This window comes from Wolbachia endosymbiont (group B) of Chorthippus parallelus, from assembly GCF_947251815.1.
Classification (GTDB): Bacteria; Pseudomonadota; Alphaproteobacteria; order Rickettsiales; family Anaplasmataceae; genus Wolbachia.
In genome coordinates, this window is record NZ_OX366390.1 from 329,788 (window position 1) to 348,893 (window position 19,106).

The 19,106-nt window shown below is 35.0% G+C and carries 14 protein-coding genes; 7 read left to right on the forward strand and 7 right to left on the reverse strand.

Going from position 1 to position 19,106, the window contains the following annotated elements:
• The first annotated feature begins 6 nt into the window (after nt 1–6).
• The 5 genes from OPS21_RS01540 (at nt 7) to OPS21_RS01560 (ending at nt 4,957) form a co-directional block, all read left to right on the forward strand.
• Nucleotides 7–1,803, forward strand: a complete 1,797-nt coding sequence (locus tag OPS21_RS01540) for an aminopeptidase P family protein (RefSeq protein WP_264336247.1) — start codon at nt 7–9, stop codon at nt 1,801–1,803.
• Between the two features lie 94 nt (nt 1,804–1,897).
• Nucleotides 1,898–2,263: an arsenical pump-driving ATPase GET3 gene (locus OPS21_RS01545; protein WP_250120040.1), complete on the forward strand. Its 366-nt coding sequence runs from the start codon at nt 1,898–1,900 to the stop codon at nt 2,261–2,263.
• Between the two features lie 97 nt (nt 2,264–2,360).
• A complete protein-coding gene (locus OPS21_RS01550) occupies nt 2,361–3,005 on the forward strand; it encodes an alpha/beta hydrolase (RefSeq protein WP_017532167.1) in 645 nt (214 codons plus the stop codon).
• A gap of 5 nt (nt 3,006–3,010) precedes the next feature.
• Nucleotides 3,011–3,790, forward strand: coding sequence for an SDR family oxidoreductase (locus OPS21_RS01555; RefSeq protein ID WP_007302062.1), 780 nt, complete (start codon nt 3,011–3,013; stop codon nt 3,788–3,790).
• Between the two features lie 93 nt (nt 3,791–3,883).
• The gene (locus OPS21_RS01560; RefSeq protein WP_264336246.1) at nt 3,884–4,957 is read left to right on the forward strand and encodes an ankyrin repeat domain-containing protein; all 1,074 of its coding nucleotides are present in this window, start codon (nt 3,884–3,886) and stop codon (nt 4,955–4,957) included.
• 245 nt (nt 4,958–5,202) lie between these two features.
• On the opposite strand, the gene OPS21_RS01565 is transcribed toward OPS21_RS01560, so the two are convergent.
• From OPS21_RS01565 to OPS21_RS01590, 6 genes are all read right to left on the reverse strand, one after another.
• Nucleotides 5,203–8,061: a hypothetical protein gene (locus OPS21_RS01565; protein WP_264336245.1), complete on the reverse strand. Its 2,859-nt coding sequence runs from the start codon at nt 8,059–8,061 to the stop codon at nt 5,203–5,205.
• The gene (locus tag OPS21_RS01570) at nt 8,042–10,396 is read right to left on the reverse strand and encodes a VirB4 family type IV secretion/conjugal transfer ATPase (RefSeq protein ID WP_265027676.1); all 2,355 of its coding nucleotides are present in this window, start codon (nt 10,394–10,396) and stop codon (nt 8,042–8,044) included. The genes OPS21_RS01565 and OPS21_RS01570 overlap by 20 nt, the downstream gene beginning before the upstream one ends.
• A 51-nt stretch (nt 10,397–10,447) precedes the next feature.
• Nucleotides 10,448–10,813: a hypothetical protein gene (locus OPS21_RS01575; RefSeq protein WP_226079535.1), complete on the reverse strand. Its 366-nt coding sequence runs from the start codon at nt 10,811–10,813 to the stop codon at nt 10,448–10,450.
• A 104-nt stretch (nt 10,814–10,917) separates the two neighbouring features.
• Complete coding sequence (locus OPS21_RS01580) at nt 10,918–12,285, reverse strand: DUF350 domain-containing protein (RefSeq protein WP_264336243.1); 1,368 nt, start codon at nt 12,283–12,285, stop codon at nt 10,918–10,920.
• A 132-nt stretch (nt 12,286–12,417) separates the two neighbouring features.
• Nucleotides 12,418–13,413 (reverse strand): NAD(P)H-dependent flavin oxidoreductase, encoded by a 996-nt coding sequence (locus tag OPS21_RS01585; protein ID WP_264336242.1) that lies wholly within the window; start codon nt 13,411–13,413, stop codon nt 12,418–12,420.
• Between the two features lie 5 nt (nt 13,414–13,418).
• Entirely contained in the window at nt 13,419–13,940 is a 522-nt protein-coding gene (locus OPS21_RS01590; protein ID WP_264336241.1) for a cytochrome b, read from the reverse strand.
• Nucleotides 13,941–14,163: 223 nt separating this feature from the next.
• On the opposite strand from OPS21_RS01590, the gene OPS21_RS01595 reads away from it, so the two are divergent.
• Nucleotides 14,164–15,336 carry an NADH-quinone oxidoreductase subunit D gene (locus OPS21_RS01595; RefSeq protein ID WP_264336240.1) on the forward strand — a complete coding sequence of 391 codons (1,173 nt, stop codon included), beginning with the start codon at nt 14,164–14,166 and terminating at the stop codon, nt 15,334–15,336.
• Nucleotides 15,337–15,354: 18 nt separating this feature from the next.
• Here OPS21_RS01595 and recJ read toward each other — a convergent pair whose 3' ends face one another.
• Nucleotides 15,355–17,094 carry a single-stranded-DNA-specific exonuclease RecJ gene (gene recJ, locus OPS21_RS01600; protein WP_264336239.1) on the reverse strand — a complete coding sequence of 580 codons (1,740 nt, stop codon included), beginning with the start codon at nt 17,092–17,094 and terminating at the stop codon, nt 15,355–15,357.
• A gap of 657 nt (nt 17,095–17,751) precedes the next feature.
• Between recJ and miaB the strand changes: the two genes are divergently transcribed.
• Nucleotides 17,752–19,074 (forward strand): tRNA (N6-isopentenyl adenosine(37)-C2)-methylthiotransferase MiaB, encoded by a 1,323-nt coding sequence (gene miaB, locus OPS21_RS01605; RefSeq protein WP_264336779.1) that lies wholly within the window; start codon nt 17,752–17,754, stop codon nt 19,072–19,074.
• Nucleotides 19,075–19,106: the final 32 nt, after the last annotated feature.

Here is a 19,106-nt window from a genome sequence, read left to right on the forward strand (position 1 = left end):
TATTCCATGTCAAAAATCGAAGAATTTCGCTCTTTTATGCACGAAATAAATGTTGATGCATTTATGTTGCATACTAAAGACGAGTATTTAAATGAATATTCAAAAGAGTTAGCAGAGTTATGTGGCTTCACGGGAACAAATGGGCTACTTATCGTTACAAAGAGTAATAAGTGCCCATTTTTTACAGATGGACGCTATATCACACAAGCTCGCAGTCAGCTCGATCAGGGCAGTTTTCGAGTATATAATATACAAGAAGAGGATCCACACAAATGGGTAAAAGCAAACTTAACATTGACTACCTCACTGGGTTACTATCCGCAATATTTTACTATGAAGGACATAAGAAAATATGAAGGCATTTGTAAACTAGTACCATACTTAATTAAAAAAGATAGTAGTCATAAAGCACAAACAATAGTCTCACATGTATCTGGTGAGAGTAGTAAGGATAAATGTGAAAGAGTAGCTAAAAACATAGAGGCTGAAGCAGTGCTTCTGACTGATCCAAATTCAATTTCGTGGTTATTAAATTTAAGAAATGAAAGTGCTGAATATACTCCTTGTATATTGGGTCGTGCTATATTGTATAAAAATGCCAATGTTGATTTATTTATTCAAGATAAAGAACATTCAACTATAAAAGCAAATTTTGATAACCATATAAATGTTTTTGATATTAGTGAGCTAGAAAATTCACTACATAAGTTAAATTTGGTGGTGATAGATCCAAGCACGACTCCAATGAGCATTATGAATGCAATAGATTCCTTGTATAACCATTATTTAAATGAAAAATCAGCTTCGGTGTCATTCCAGTGCTTGACCAGAAATAAAAAAGCATGGATCCCAGTGTCAAGCACTGGGATGACAATAAGTAATGAAAGAGGTCTAATAGAAAATAAGCAGATAATTGAGAAGGAGGATCCTTGTTTGATTCACAAAGCGGTAAAAAATCAAACTGAAATAACTGGAGCTATAAGTGCGCACATCAAAGATGGAGTAGCAGTTACAAATTTTCTATATTGGCTTGAAAACAATATTGACAGTGAAATTACTGAGCTTGAAGCTGAAGAAAAAGTTTTAGAATACAGAAAAGAGCAGAATTTGTTTAAGCAATCGAGTTTTCCAACAATTTCAGCATTCAACGAGAATGGAGCAATCATTCATTATCGTGCAAGCAATAAGACAAATAAAGCTATTAAAAAAGATGGACTATATTTGATCGATTCTGGTGGTCAGTACCTTGATGGTACAACCGATATTACAAGAACTATAGCAGTTGGTAGTCCAACCAATGAGCAACGAGCTCACTACACAATAGTACTAAAAGCTCACATTTCGATAGCAAGTGCAGTCTTTCTCCCTGGCACCACTGGTGGGGAATTGGACATATTAGCGCGTATACATTTATGGAAATTTGGAATGGATTACATGCACGGTACAGGACATGGAGTAGGAAGTTACCTTTCGGTACATGAAGGACCGCAAGCAATATCAAGAGGAAATAAAGTGGAACTCATTCCAGGCATGATACTTTCTAACGAGCCTGGTTATTATATTCCAGGAAAGTATGGAATAAGAATTGAGAATCTGATGTATATTGAAAGGCGAGAAAACGTCTTTTTAAGCTTTAAACAATTGACCTCTGTTCCTTATGATAAAAAGCTAATAGATATACAAATGCTTACTGAAGATGAAGTTAAATGGATAAATAGCTATCACCAATTTGTTTATAAAAATATAGAAAATGGCATAAAAGATAAGGAATGGTTAAAGAGAGTATGTGAACCTTTAAAATAGTTAATTTGTCATTTAATAAAGTATTAATATAGTTGTTCTTGTATTGTTTTTAATTAAAAACAATATATAATATTAGTTTCAAATAGGTGTAATTATGACAGATAAAGTGCAAGATGATGAATTTATGAAGCAGTACATGGATACTTGCAAAGAGCAAATAGAAAAATTGGCAAGCGACCCTAATTTGCTTCAACAGACCTTAAAGCCATTCATGCAAATGTCTCAGCAACTTATGGCTGGCGGTATGCTAGAAGGAAATATGCCTAGCATGATACCTGATATGGGTGGTATGGATATCAACAAGATGATTGCTCAGATGAAGGAAATGTATGATTACATAAAGAGTAATCACAAAGAGCTCATGGGAAAAGATCCTTCACAAATTCAAGAGCTTGATGATTCCAGCAGAAGATTGAGAGGCTTGGTCAAGAAATTGATAGAGAAAGTTGAAGCTAAGTAGTATTTATTCATATCAAAGAGCTATAGCAGTAGTGAGGTCTTGTTCCTCAAATTTAGTATTACCATAGAGTTAAATATAAACATAAAGGGATGAAGAGATGATTGAACTTAAAAGCCAAGAAATTTGTCCAAATGGAAATAAGAAAAATTTGATTATTTTTTTTCATGGTTGGGGTTCAAGTGGCGATAATTTCGCTCACCTTGCTAAAGTTATGAGCAAATTTTTACCCGATTCATGTTTTGTGGTACCGAATGCTCCGTTTGAGAGGGAAATAGGTGATGGTTATCAGTGGTTTAGTTTAGAGGATCGTAGTGAAGAAGCACTATATAATGGGGTGAAAAATGCTGCATCAATTGTAAATCATTTTATTGATACAAAATTAAAGGAGCTTAATTTAAAAGATACTCAGCTTTCTTTAGTTGGATTTTCTCAAGGGGCAATGCTTGCAATACATGTGGCTCTTACCCGGCTTCAGTCTTGTGCATCGGTTGTTGCATATTCTGGTAGGTTTCTTTCACCTTCAAAAATTGCACCGGAGATCAAATCAAAACCCAGCATATGTGTTATTCATGGTGACGCTGATGATGTGGTACCTTTTTCTTCCCTTGATTTAGCGGTTAAAGCTCTGAAAGAAAATGGAGTAAACGCTCAAGGATACCCAATTCATGGATTAGGCCATATTATTAATGAAGAAGGAATAAGGTTAGGGGTTGAGTTTATCAAGAAGAATTTTGGAAATTAATTTCCATGCACTTGTTTTGCTTTGGTTACGGATATGTAGCTAAATTTCTATCGAAAAAATTGCTAAATTTAGGCTGGAAAGTTAACGGTACATCAAGAAATAAAGATATACAACTTTTTGATTATGAAAAGGTTGATCAAGATCTGCTTAAAAGCGTAACACATGTTTTAGTTTCTATTCCTCCAGACGGCGATGATGTTATGGAGAGATACGGTCATTGTCTGGAGAATATTAAATGGCTTGGTTATCTGTCTGCAACTAATGTTTATGGTGACCACTGTGGTAATTGGGTGAATGAGGAATCTGAAACAAAGCCTATAGAAATTAGAGGAGAAAAGCGCCTTGAGTCTGAAAAGAAGTGGCTAAGTAGCAAATTGCCTGTACATATTTTTCGTTTGGCTGGGATATATGGTCCTGGTAGAAATGCGCTAATTGACCTGCAGCTTGGCAAAGCAAGAAATGTGAAAAAAATTTTTTCTCGTGTTCATGTTGAAGATATATCGAATATTTTATTTTCTTCCATGCAAAATATAAAGCCTTATGAGATATACAATTGTGCAGATGATTTACCTGCTACGCAATCTGAAGTGGTCACGTATGCAGCCGAGCTTCTCAATATTAGCCCTCCAGAGCCAGTTGAGATTTCTTCCGTACCGAATTACGCACGGGGTTTTTATTTAGGATCAAAAAAAGTAAGCAATACTAAAATTAAAAAAGATCTCGGTGTCTCTCTAGTTTATCCTGATTACAAGGTGGGTTTAAAGAGTTTGTATATATTAGAATAGAGAAAATTAGATTGCCAGAGATGCAAAAAATTTTCTTGAATGTTCCTTGTTTTGATGTAATAGCACTAGGCATACTATTATATAGAGGTAAATATGTTCAGCACTCAATCGCTCCCGGTTGAAAATATTCTATTACATCAAGCCGCTTATAGTGGTAACATAAATGAAGTTAGGTTATTACTTAATGTAAAAACTGATATCAATATCAAGGACAAAAAAGGATTTACAGCCTTGCATTTTGCTGTTTATTCAGGACATTTAGACGTAGTAAAGTTACTAATCAGTAAAGAAGCTAATGTTCATGCAAGAACTATTAAAGGCAGTACAGTTTTACACTTTGCTGTTGCAGCTAAAAGCAAAGCTATAGTAGAGGAGTTAATTAAAGCGGGAGCTGATCCCAATATAAAAGACTATGCTCATGGTAAGACACCTTTACATATTGCTGCTCAAAATGGACTTGTAGAAGTTGTAAAGGTGTTACTTAATACTCAAGAAATTGAGATTGATGCTAAAGACAATGAATTTGGTATAACAGCTCTGTACTTAGCCTCTCAGAACGGACATACTGAAATAGTTGAACTATTAATTAGCACAAAAAATGCTGATGTTAACATAGTAGATAAAAAAAATAATGTCACACCCTTGTATCTAGCTGCTCAGAATGGGCATGCAGCAGTAGTTAAGTTGCTTCTTGATAATGGTGCTAAAGTCAATGGCTGTGATACCAGTATGAATCCTTTGTGTGTAGCTATTGATAATGGCCATGACGAGGTAGCTCAATTATTACTTAGTGTAGAAGGGGTGGATGTCAATATTGGCAATCAGCTTGGCAATACACCTCTACATATAGCAGCTATGAAAGGTAATGAAAAAATGGCAAGATTACTGCTAGAAAAAGGTGCTGATCCTAATATTAAAAACCTTTCAGGAGATACTTCCTTACAAGCTGCTGAATACATAAGAAAAATTAGCTGGCATGATAATCCTCCAAATGTACAAGGAGGATTCTTCGTGTTAGTTGGCTCGAATGGAATATATTCATTTCAGCAATTTTATGAGCAAAAAAAAATTATGGAGCTTTTGGTACAACATATAAAGGACAGCAGACCTAGCTCATCAGTAGATGAAATTGACGTATCTGTTCAGCAGAGTAGCAAAATAAGATAGATGAGAAAACTAGTTTGTGACATTGGCGTCCAGTTAAATTTACATGGATTCCAGTGTCAGCTACTCGAATGACATTATGGAAGCTGTGATGACAAGGAAGGAAGCACTAGAAAGAAGTGGGTGTCACGCACTGGGATGACATTATGGGAACTGAGATACAAGAAAAGAAACACTGGTTTGACATGCATCTGTCTCAGTGATGTAAATTCAACTTTACCCCATTTGCAACCATCAGGGTTCTTTGACTATAGACCTAACAATTCTTTTCTAATTTCTTCTTTAATTGTATCAATAATCTTTTTATCAAGTTTATTTATTAAGGAATCATCAATACCTGTGATGTCATCTGGATTTTGTATCATTTTTTCAATAGCATCATCTATTTTTTTTACTCTTTCTTTATTAATTTCATCAAATATAGGTTTAATTTTCACATAACCAGGAGCGCCCTTGCTATAACTTTTGCTGCTTTCGTTGATACAACCACCAGCACCATATGTTTTATTCACGTAGTTTTTACTACATTTTGTTACATCTTTATACCCAATCTCACCATTTTCTATATATGCTATTTTATTATCTTTACTAGAGTTTAGCTTGTCCCCTTTCTTAATTTCTTCTTTTAATTTTAAACTTTGTTCATGAATTATTGTATCTTTGTAATTCTTTCCCCCATAGGTTCTGTATGTACCTCCGCCTGCAACAGTAATTAAATCTTTACAAATTGTTTCTGAAGAGTCTCTGCACATTTTTATTAAAGTTGGTCCCCCATCCTTGTTAGATTCATCATCTTCTTGTCCACCACCTCCTTCTGTCACTTTTACTTTAATATAGGGATAACTAGGGTTGACTCTCAGTTTAGCTTTAATGTAATCACCTGGCATTCCTAGTCTACTTACAGTAGACTGAGCTTTATCAGCTATATGACCAGCTTCACCACCTCCCCATGCTTCTATTTCAACGTAATCATACATTGACAGATCATCTGTATAGCCATCTCCAAGCTCATAAAGTTTTTGATCCCTGTTTTCAATAATCTGCTTCTTATGTTTCAATTGTGCTATTATTATTTCACGTAATCTCTTTTTTAAACCCTCTAAATCGAACCTACACAATGTATCAGCATAAAAGACTTCTGTTCTATTTGCTTTAATCGGTTGATTTTTTAATTGTGTGCACTTTTGTATTTCACCTTTCTCGTTTTTTACTGTTTTACCATCCTTATCCTTGCAATCCACTTCCTCATATCTTAAGTAAAATAGTTTATCATTCTTATCTACATACTGTGTTGAGCGACTACATACTCCATCAAAGCAGAGGCAACCATCATCACCGTGATTACAGTTTTTTTCTTCATACTTTCCATCTGTTAACTCATATACTATTTTGCATTTGTCACAATTTTGTTTTGTATCTACCTCTTTATCCTCTTTTGCCATGCAGTTATCTCTAGACTTATTTTCAGCAGGAATGGAAATATATCCTTTTTTATTAAATATTATTTCATTCAGTGCATCTTGTGGCTTTGCTAAAACCTCAATTGTTTCGTTACAGGGAAAATAATAAAGCTGATCAGACTCCTTTGAATAAACAGTATTGTATTTATTGTATCTTGCCCCCATTGATTTTAGCGATATTAGCTTACTTTCTTTTTTAAGAACAAACTCCTCTGGTTCTGGTTGCCACCCAGAAAGGCATAGCATTTTACTTTTAGGATTTTCTTTATATTTTATTTCTACTTTTGGATATCCTGAGCCATCTAGTTTGCACTTACCATTCTGAAGCTCTTTACATTCTGCTTCGATATCGGGAACATACCCATATTTTTCTAGAACTTCAAATTGCGAATTATTTTTTAATATACCTTCTATTACGCTATCGATGTCGCTTTTACTGTTACTGCTATCAGTTGTTTTTGCCACTATTGCTGGCTTTACTACTTTTAAAGGTAGATGGCCAACATATGTAGGAGAATTTTTATTAACATAAAAAGTACAGATGCCATTACTGTGAGTTCCACGTGCGTCATAAGTACAAACGTTCTCACTCATCTTCATTTTTACTTTTAGCGTATTTTCGCCTTTACCCTCATTAGGCTTTGGTATGCTCACTTCTTCAATCTTTGGAGCAGGTGGCGCTGGGAAGCAGCGAGCAGGAAATTGTAATTTTCTTTCGGACTCTTCTTCCTCAGTACCATAGTATTCAGCGCAGAGCTGACCTTTTTTTCTATAGGTTTTGAGATAATGGATAGTATCTTTAATAGTAAATGGATCAATTGGAGTATTCTCACTATTTGAAAAACCGCGCGGAAAAGGTAGCTCCCTTCTTTCTTTCAGCTCACCAATAATGACTCCAACTCTTGGATGGAAATAATCATTTTCTTCATTTGTTATAGGAACAATTCTAACTTGTGGTGGTGACATCGCAAGTTGTTCACAAAATGGAGGTGGGCCAGGTGCAAGTGGTACAGGCACACATTGTACTTTGGTTTGATAGCAGGTATCGCAAACATTTTTCATATTCCCTGGACGGAAAATATTTTCCCCTGAAAATACTCTAGAGCCCCATGAAGAAATTCCTGACATACAAGCCCCTTTTTGACTACAAGCACATATCTTAGGAGAATTAGCAAATTTTACTTTTTCTTCATCAGTAACACCATCTGCCCATTCCCATCCAAGACCTTGGGCAATTTCTCCTCCAGCTTTTGTTTTATCTCCTTCCCAATCTATAAAAGCTGCTGCAGAAACTCCAGCTCCTGTACTCTGCGTTCCATATATCTGGCGGCAGAATGTTCCACTGGATAATATATAACAGTTGTCGTTCCCTTCGTAATCGCAGACCTTAATCTTTGGATCGAAGTAACCTTCTGGTCCCTGATTATTTACTGCTGTAACTTTAATAAATTGCAATAATTTTTCGTCAAAATCTAAATCGCTCCACTTGCCTTTAAAAAAATTCGCAATACCTTTTCCTGCTTTACTTCCTGTAGCTTCAATTTCAGTATTACTTTTTACAAATGTTGGACAATCAGCATATCCTTGATAAGAAAGACAAAATATCAAGGAGAATATCAATAAAAAATTAAGCTTTACATTTTTCATAGAACGCCGGTAACCACTTACTCACTTTTTCGCCTTTTTCCTTCATCGCCTCATACATATACTTTATAGTCTCTTTATTAGCTGAAAGTACATGTATTTCTTTCATATTCTTCAAATCTAGATTTAAAGTTACTAAACCTTTGTATTGCTTTATCAAAAATAAACCTTCCTGTGTTGGTGTTTGCAAAATGACATTCAGTTCCTCTTTCGACAGAGAAAATGCTTTCATGTATAACCTGTTTGCATTTATGTTCGGCATCAGGATCCTTGTATCGACATGCTTATCTAAATATTGAGTAAACTTGCTAGCAAATGCTAGGTTTAAGTTTTCAGTACTTAGAATTACTACAACATTTAACTTTGTCATTCTTTGCATCCAGTTGTCAAACTCTCCCTCTGTAGGAAAAATATTACTTACCTCCCATGCTTCATCCAAAACAAGTATTGCAGGTGAGCCATCACATTTTGCTTCGAAAGAGTATAAGAAATAGTAAAGTATCACGGACATACATTCTTTTTGCTTAGTGAGATTCGCAGTATTGAGGGATATAGTTTTTGTTTCCCAGTCAATGTCTGACTCATCACCATCTTGGAATAAGTAAGCAAATTCACCATCACCACACCATTTACTTATTTTACCCCCAAGAAGTAAAAGCACTTCAGAAATTTGAGAAATAGAGCGCGATTCTCTTGGTATAGCAAATATAGAATCTACAATTTTTTTTGTCTTTTCTTCTACGTCTACCAAACTTGCATCTGCAACCATCCTTTTGATCAATTCAACAAGCATATTGCGATTAGAAGCACTATCTTCAATGTTCAGTGGGTTAAATTTTAGACTTTTATCTTTATATTTTGGATCAATTATGTAATATTGGCCGCTTACTGCTTTAGTAAATATTATTGATTTTCCAGTATTATCCAATATAACAATCCTAGGGTTAAATTTTCTTGATTCCGAAAGTAAGAAATTGATCAGTGAGGTTCTACCTGAATTTGGAGCTCCAAGTATTGTGGTATGACCATTATTTTTCTTTCCATGAAAGTTAAAAAAGTAAGGACTGCCTTTTTTTGAAAAAAAAACTGTTACTGCTTCTTTCCATCTTCCTCCTTTTAACGTACCTGATGTAAAATCATGCAACATAGCAAAGCTGCAAGCATATTTTTCTAATATATTTTTTGGTTGTGTAACAAAAGCAAAGTTTCCAGGAAGCTGTGCCCAAAAATGATTTTCCATGTGCAGATCAGTTCTAAACATCATCAACCCGATTAACGACATTACAGAGGATAAATCGCTGATATTTTTAGCTAACCTATTCTTATCATCTGCAAAGATTGTAACAATAATTTTCTGTTGACAAAAATCCATAGCAGAAATTTTTTCAAGCTCTATTATTTCATTTATTCCTGAGTTTTGAAGTAAGGTATTGTCCTCACTGATTTGCAGTATATTAATTTGTTTTTTGAATTCTTTTACTGCTTTATTATTACTAGTAAATATTATTATTTCTGTGATGGTAAGCTCAGAGTCAAGTTGCAAACACCTATCTATATTTTCTAAGGGGATTTCTCGATATTCCTTTATGCAAAAAATAGAACCAAACTTCTGTTGACCTTCAAACGATGTTTGAAATTTATTGAAACCAAAAGCTACTTTTAAATTTTTAACATGCTGCGATAGATCCCTTTCACATATTGGATAATCTTTGTGCGTTAATGTAATAATGTAATGGAGAAATTCCATCATTTGAGAATATATTTTGCCTTCACTAGATCTAAGGCCCAGTTTTTTAGCTCCAAAAGGTTCTAAATCTTTTTGAATCAGGTCAGTTATTTTTTGTAATTCTTGATGATTTTTTTGTAAAAATAACTTGTGCCTATTCTTTATCCCGCCAAAAAAAAATGCATTATTAATATGTTTGCCAAAATCACTAAGTAACACCACAATGTATAGCTCATTTATATACTGTAGTTTACTATCAACTAGTTTATTAAACCACGTTGAGTGTAGCTGATCGGAAAAGTCTAAAGTTTTATTCCACTGTAAGCTCAGTTTATTGCGCTTACGGACAGTGTGAATCCAAACGGTAAAATATAAACTCTTGATATTTTTTGATATACTTTTTCTAATTTCAGTTCTAAGATCACCATAGTTATCAACTGAAGAATAGTCTTCTAATTTGATTATTTTTAATAATTCCCCCTGTTTTGTTAGTATAGTTTCTTCATCGTAGTGGCAAGCATAAGGGATAAAATCTAAATTAATACTTTCTAGTAACGCTAAATTGTTCTTTTTTTCAGAATTAGATCTAGTGGCTGGTACTTTTGGTTGCATACAATATCATGCGTATTCAATAAAAAGATAATAAAGAATCATCTATCTTACTTAATCCTTATCTTCTTTTTTGTTATTGGATTGTAACTGTATGTCCTTTGCAAAGTTGAATTTTTCTTTCAGGTAATCTGTTGCCTTTTCTGTGCTTCCAAACATCATGATCAGTACGCCAAATATTATCATGAAAAAAATTAGGCCTCTGAACACTACTGCAAGTATCACTGTAGCTATACATAAACCTATAATTGTTGAGGGACTCATATTTTCTACAGTATCTTTAACTGAAAATGAAGAAATAAGTTCTTTCAACGTTCCTGGTATATTTTTCAATTCATCACTTGCTTTGCTAGAACATGACATGAAGATAAAACTTAACAGGGCTACAATAGCAAAAACTCTACCCAATTGAATATGCATCAGCTAAATACCTTTAAGATACTCCTCAAATGTAACAATTTTTACATCAATAGGCAAGAACCGAATTCACTTGCTCACCATAAGTAACTCATATTTAACTTTTATCACCGTGTTAGCTCTTTATTATCAACAAGAGGACTCACACTAATGGATGTCAATTTACTTGACAGAAAGTTTGAACACAATTCAGCAGCAGCTGCTGTAGCAAACACCGCAGCCACCACAAACAGTCCTGCTCCTACTAATCCTGATGTCATTGCTCCTGCAACAATGCACCCTATTGCTAAGAGAGCAGAACTTGTTACAAGTGCGACGTGAAGATTTTTGTTTTTACTATTATTTTCATAATTATTGGATTGCATTGTATCTTTTACCTTACTGCCTGTCACTGAGATCACACAATGAGGCCCTTCTTCAGTCTTCTTATAATGTTTAGAAGGGGATATTCTTCCGCTTGGGCCTTTGGGCCTTGTTTTGTTCGGATGTGCTAATTTTGTTTTTCCTTCATCTTCTAGTTGCAAACTATTATCTTCCTCAGCAGGGTTTAATTTTAAGTGTACACTTTCCTCAGATGAAATGCTTGTTACTGAAGTTAAGCTGCTCCTTCTGCTACTTGATGCCAAGCTAGATGAATTTATTCCACTATCTAAATCACTACTACTACTGAGTTTAGAAGTATTTGCACCGCTTGGCACTTCTACAGCATTCACAGTTATATTAGGCTTTTCATTTTTTAAATCTTTACTATCAATCGAAAGATCAGATTGACTATTCAATTGTGATTGTGCGATCTCCTTTCTTGCTTGCGATTGTTTTGATGTAGGATGTGCTGAAGCACCATAATAACCTGAATTTCTCAAGGTATTGTATTTTCCAGGGGTTCCTTTTCCACTTACACCCTTAGCTAAAGAATCCTTTTCCAGAGGATTAATACCTGAATTTTTGGGAATTTCAACTTCACCAGAAAGACTTTGTTTGTTAAATAGTTCCATAGTATTATTTTGTCTATTTGCTTGATTACTTCTAAGACTTTTCTGATTTTGAATAGTGCTACTAGAATGATCTTTATTGTTGCTCTTTTTAGTAATCTCTGAAATTATTTTTAATGTTTTCCCTTTTATTGTTGGTGATCTTTGTGATGATTTTTCTTCATTGTTAAGTACTGAAGGTTTCATTAATTCCCCTGACTCTATCACTTTTTTTTTCAATGCTGGAAGAAATTTCTCAGTGTAATAATTATAATATTTTTGATATTCTTCTTGCTCTCTCAGTAATTTTTCTAATTGAATTAATACATTGGGATCAGCTCCATTGTTGAACAACTCTATGCATTTTTTGATAGTTCCATCTCCATCTTTTTTTGGACTTTGATTGCTATGTGTTTTTTTTGTTACCTTCTTGTATATAGTGTCGTACAATTTTTGGTTAATATCTACTTCATTACTCTGAGTTTTTTTTGAAGTACTTAGCATAACATCTCTCCATACATAACAAAATGTATAGATACCTCTTTAGCGTTAATTTTACATTAAAACTAAGCGGTTATGCCTTATTACGGATAATTATAGCAATTTGCTAACTATTTGCTTTGCTGATTACTGGTTTTACATTTCAACATAATTGCTTGCCTGTTGAACTAGCATATCTATCACTTCTTTTACAGGCTTTTCTCTATCAACCATGCCAACACTTTGACCGGCCATTAAAGATCCTGTTTCAACATCTCCATCAATTACTGCTCTTCTTAAAGCTCCAGCCCAGAACTTTTCTATTTCAAGTTGCCCCTCTTCTTTTGAGATTTCTCCATTTTGATATTTATCGATAATGTCTCTTTGATGCTTCATAAAATCATCACTTGCTTTGTTGGCTATAGCTCTTACTGGAATTACAGGGAAATCAGCACTAATCTGCACAGAAGATACAGCATTACGCGCAGCTGATTTGATGAATACTTCTTTAAAATTTTTGTGAGCGATTGACTCATTCGTGCAGACAAATAATGTACCTATTTGACAGCCACTTGCTCCCATTTCTAGGTAGTTCACTATCATTTCGCCTCTTCCTATTCCACCTGCAACAAACACCGGTGTTTTCTCATTTTTAAAATGAGGTAATATCTCTTGTGCGAGAACAGAAGTGCTAACAGGACCGATATGTCCTCCTGCTTCCATACCTTCTATTATTAACGCATCTACTCCCATTTTTACTAACCTTTTCGCAAGGCTTAATGCTGGTGCAAAGCACATAACTTTAATGCCTGCACTCTTGATTTTTTCTATATTAGGCTTTGTTGGTAATCCGCCAGCAAGCACTATATGGCTTACTTTCGTTTCAATACACACATCTATCAACTCACTCAACTTTGGGTGCATAGTAATTAGGTTTATACCAAATGGCTTGTTAGTTAATTTCTGTGTTTCTATGATTTCTTTTTTCAGTAAGTCTGGGAACATCGCACCACATGCAATTACACCAAAACCACCGGCATTTGAAATTGCCGAAACTAAATTTCTCTCTGAAACCCAGCTCATAGCACCACCCATTATTGAAAATTCACTACCGAGAAAATTCGTTCCTTTCTTCCAAAGCCTGCTCAACATATAGCCTATATCATACGTTTAAAAATGTTTTGTTTATCTATGAATGTATGTTTCAAAGCGCCAAGTATATGTAAGACTATAAAGAGTACCATAAAATACGCAAGTATCGAATGTAGCTGATTAGCTGCACTAGCTAGCTCTTTGTTTTCATTGATTAACAAAGGGATATGAACAAAATATTTGATCTCTTTACTAGAAGCAGAAGACATGACATAACCAGATAGTGGCATTAGCATCATCAAAGCATACAAACCAAAGTGTATCGTTTTGCTCGCATTAATTACGAATCGAGAAAAATTGGCTGGAAGTGGTGGAACATAAGTAAAGACGCAAAAAAATATGCGTACTATAATTAATCCAAGAACGGTGATACCGCAAGCCTTATGAATAGCGTATATGCTGAATTTAATTTCGTTGCTAATCGGCAAACTTTTCATGTATAGTCCAGAACAAAGCATTCCAATAATAAGAGCAGACATTAACCAATGAATGATTCTTAAACCTAAGTTATATTTATTGTCTTTCATTAATTTTGATTACTCCAAAATAGGACTTGAAAAACTATTTTTTAGTCAAAATTATCTATACATAATTTTGCTACCTTAATCAACACAAGTATAATAATTGTAGTTCAAATAAATATTGTCTATCAGATCATGAGGAGATGGTGAACTTTTAAGGAGTTTTTCTATTGTATTGACTTTAAACACATTTTATCCTATACAACTTTAATACCTTAAACTGCCAAATATGCCTGATCTAAAGACAATGATGTTAAACTTTGGACCGCAGCATCCAGCTGCACACGGGGTGTTACGTCTTGTTTTAGAAATGGATGGTGAAGTGATTGAGAGGGCAGACCCTCATATTGGGCTTTTGCACCGTGGCACTGAGAAGTTAATAGAACATAAAACATATCTTCAAGCTCTGCCTTACTTTGACCGCCTTGATTATGTGTCACCAATGTCACAAGAGCATGCATATTCGTTATGTGTAGAGAAATTATTGCAGTGCGAAGTTCCGATTAGGGCAAAATATTTGCGTGTTCTATTTTGTGAGCTGACAAGAATACTAAATCATTTACTAAATATCTCTTCCCAAGCACTTGATGTTGGGGCGATGACTCCTCTTTTATGGCTCTTTGAAGAGAGAGAAAAAATACTCGAGTTCTATGAAAGGGCCTCAGGTGCAAGATTTCACGCAGCTTATATAAGGCCAGGTGGACTTGCAGCAGATATCCCAGAAGGTTTGATTGAAGATATTGCAAAATTTATAGAGCAATTTCCAAAGTATATAGATGATGTTGATGAACTTTTAACGGAAAATAGGATATGGAAGCAACGCACTGTAGGAATTAGTGAAATATCAATAAAACAGGCGCTTGATTGGGGCTTTAGTGGACCAATGCTCCGTGCTGCTGGGCTTGCTTGGGATCTGCGAAAAAGCCAGCCATATGAGATATATGACCAATTAGATTTCGATATACCAATTGGCCAAAATGGTGACTGTTATGACCGTTATTTAGTAAGAATGGCGGAGATCAGACAATCTATCAGCTTGGTGAAGCAATGCATAGAGAAGATGCCTGAAGGGTCAATAAAAACTGAAGATAGAAAAATTTCTCCACCGCCAAGAGCAGAAATGAAAGAATCTATGGAGGCTATGATTCATCATTTTAAGCTTTATTCAGAAGGATATCATGTGCCAGAAGGTGAGGCATATGTGGCTGTTGAAGCGCCAAAAGGTGAGTTTGGAGTATATATAGTTTCAGATGGTACCAATAGACCTTATAGATGTCGAATAAGAGCACCTGGCTTTGCGCATTTACAGGCCTTAGATTTCATGGCAAAAGGACACATGCTTGCTGACATTGCAGCAATTATCGGTTCACTCGACATAGTCTTTGGTGAGATTGATAGGTAATTATTTTAAAATAGTAACTTAACTAATGGTTAAGACATCTTCTATCATAAATTGTATAAATTCATTGCCATTCCAGTAATTCATAGAGATTTTACCCAAAATGGCTTTAACATTACCCTGCATAATAGCAGAGCCGAGCTCAGTATTTGCACAGCGAAACGCAATAGCTTTGACCATAACATTATCGTCAGCAATAAAACATTTTATATGGTCAACTCCTATAACTTCCGGCTTTCTTATCTTTGCCCCTTGAATGATGAATCTTGGTTCAGGATTGCCAGCTCCAAATGGCTCTAAGCGCTGCAGTTGATTCCAAAGGGATAAGTTTATTGCTTTAGCTGTTACTATACCATCAGCTTTTATAGTTTTATCGTTTGTGGAGTTTGCAAATCTTTCAGTAAAAAAATCATGTAGATCACTTATTTTATCTTCTTCAATCGAAAATCCTGCTGCCATACTGTGACCACCACCTTCAATGATTAGGTTGGTAAATTTTGCAGAAAGAACCGCAGCACCAATATCTACTCCAGAAATTGACCTACAACTTGCTTTTCCTATTCCGTTGTTTAAAGATATCACTATCGTTGGTAGGTGAAACTGCTCCTTTAGTCTTGATGCAATGATACCAATTATTCCTTGATGCCAATTGCCACTTACCATTATAAAATTTACACCCAATAAGGTAAATTTTTCTGCCTGTGTTGTAGCTTCCAAAATAGCCTCATTTTCTAACACTTTCCTTGCATTATTTAAATCTATTAATTTTAGCGCGATTGAATGCGCCTCTTCTTCATTATCAGTGGAAAGCAACCTTGCACCGAGTGATGCTTCTCCAATTCTTCCTCCAGCATTTATACATGGCCCAATGTTAAACCCTAACCGTGAAACACTTGGTTTTTCAAGGATTCCCAAAGCATCAAACAAAACACGCAAGCCAACGTTTTTCCTTGCTGACATAACTTTTAATCCTTGCAAAACAAATGCTCTATTTAGGCCTATAATCTGCATAACATCGCAAACAGTTCCAAGAGCAACCAAATCCAGTAGATCAAATAAATCTGGTTCTTTTTTGTGGGTAAAAAATCCTTGCTCACGTAGGCTTCTGTTAAGGGCAACAATTAGCAGAAATGATACTCCAACTGCTGCTAAGTTATTATAAGGAGAGCTCTCATCAAGGCGGTTGGGATTAACAACTGCTACAGCACTTGGTAATTTTTCTGTACCAAGGTGATGATCGACAACTATAATATCAAGTCCAAAGACCTTTGCCTCTTCTATCGGTTGATATGCAAGCGTACCGCAATCAACAGAAATACATAAATCAATTCCGTTCTTTTTAAGTTGTAATAAAGCATCTACGTTTAATCCATAGCCCTCATCAACACGATCTGGAATGTAAATTATAGAGTGTGTCCCAATCGCTCTTAGGTACCTATTAATCAATGCTGATGACGTTGCACCATCAACATCGTAATCACCAAATATTGCAATATTCTCATTATTGTTTATTGCTTTTATTATGCGAGAAACAGCTTTATCCATATCAAGGAGGTGAAAGGGATCTGGTAATAGCGATCTGATTAGTGGATGTAAGAAGTCATGTGCATTTTCTATGTTAACACCACGAGCAACTAATATTCTTGCTAATATTTCTGGCAACTCAAATCTCTGTATAAGAGTTAAAATCTCCCTTTGATCTGCTTCTTGTAACTTCCAAAGTGCATTTGTTATGCTGCGTTTTTCAATATCAAGTAGCATGCTCTTTATAAATAAAACTACTTTACCAGAACTTTTAAGCTTGTTCTATAATTGTGTTAGACTTCTGTATAACCTAAAGAAAGATATAGGAGAGTGTCACTCGAAAGGAATCACATTTATTTTGATAAAGAGCATCTGCAGAATCTGATACTTCTTCTTGCATAACATGCTCTTTAATTAGTATTATATCTATATTAGTATATAAGTGTGAATATTATATTAGTGTAATTACTTTTTGGTATACATGACAAATTTATGCCTGGAAACAGTTTTTGGCTACTTAAGCCTTTTCTACCTTTATTTCATATTCTTTAAAGTATTTTTTGCACTTTCTTTATAAAAACCATAGGTACCAATCGGTTTTTAGCTTAAGAATAAAGGTTAAGTATCTGGAATTCTGGACATAAAATCCTCCTGAAAGATTAGAAAGAAAATGCAGCGCACATACTACAGTATAAACCGAAGAAGATACGCTACACTTTTTATTGAGAAATTGACTGGAAAGTCTGCAGACTGAGATAGATTTTTGAGCTCTTAAAATACCCCTACTGTTAGAGTAAGGAAAGCGAGAAGGTTTGTCAAGCAATCTTTATTGGCTGTTGTACTGGAATCCAGTTTTTCATATAATTTGCTAGGATTTATATGAAGAATTTTAATATGAAAGGCCTATACATTAAAACTTACGGCTGTCAGATGAACGTTTATGACTCTGTTTTAATGGAGAATATAGTTAAGCCTCTAGGGTTCAGTGTTGTGAGTAATGCAGAACAAGCTGATTTGGTGATATTAAATACTTGTCATATTAGAGAGAAGGCAGCAGAAAAACTTTATTCAGAGCTTGGAAGGATTCATTCATCACAAAAAAATAAGGAAATTACTATAGTGGTGGCTGGATGTGTAGCGCAAGCAGAGGGAGAAGAAGTGTTCAGAAGGGCTCCTTTTGTTGATATTGTTGTTGGTCCGCAGAGTATTCCTGCTTTACCGGAGTTGATAGTCAAAGCAAGTAGAAGTAAAGGTCATATAATAAATACTGATTTTCCAGAAGTTGCAAAGTTTGATAAATTGCCGGATGAATGTTATGGCAATAATCAAGGGTCTTCTGCGTTTCTTGCTATACAAGAAGGTTGTGATAAATTTTGTACGTTTTGTGTGGTGCCTTACACTCGCGGGGCTGAGTACTCACGACCAGTAAATGAAATATTTCGTGAAGCATTGAATTTGGTTAAAAACGGAGCAAAGGAAATTACTTTACTTGGTCAGAACGTCAATGCTTATCATGGAGAGTGCGAAGGAGAGGTGTGGGATTTAGGAAAATTAATTAGTCACATTGCTAAAATTGAAAAGCTAGAAAGAATCCGCTACACAACTTCTCATCCAAGAGATATGCACGAATCTCTCTACTTGGTGCATGCGGAAGAGCCAAAACTCATGCCGTTTGTTCACCTACCTGTGCAGTCAGGTTCGAATAAAATATTGCATGCAATGAATAGAAAACACACGGCAGAGGAATATTTGGGAATAATAGACAGATTGCGCAAATTGAAACCTGAAATCGAATTTTCTTCTGATTTTATTGTTGGTTTTCCTGGAGAAACTGAAAAAGATTTTGAGGAAACTATGAAGTTAGTAGAAAAAGTAAAGTACGCTCAGGCTTATAGTTTTAAATATAGCCCAAGGCCAGGAACGCCAGGGGCGGAAAGAAAAGATCAAGTACCAGAAGAGGTTAAAACAGAGCGTCTTCTTCGTTTACAGGAATTAATTAGCAAGCAACAACTTGAATTTAATCAGAGTATGATAGGAAAAACTATTCCTGTTCTATTCAGTGATAAAAAAGGTAAACACCAAAATCAAATTATTGGTAAAAGCCCATACATGCAATCAGTATGCGTTGATGATCCTGACGATAAATACAAAGATAAAATAGTAAATGTAAGGATATTGGAAGCTCGGCAAAATAGTTTGTTGGGATGCGCTGCCTAATTAGAGAAAAGTGCTCCCATGGTCTCATGTAG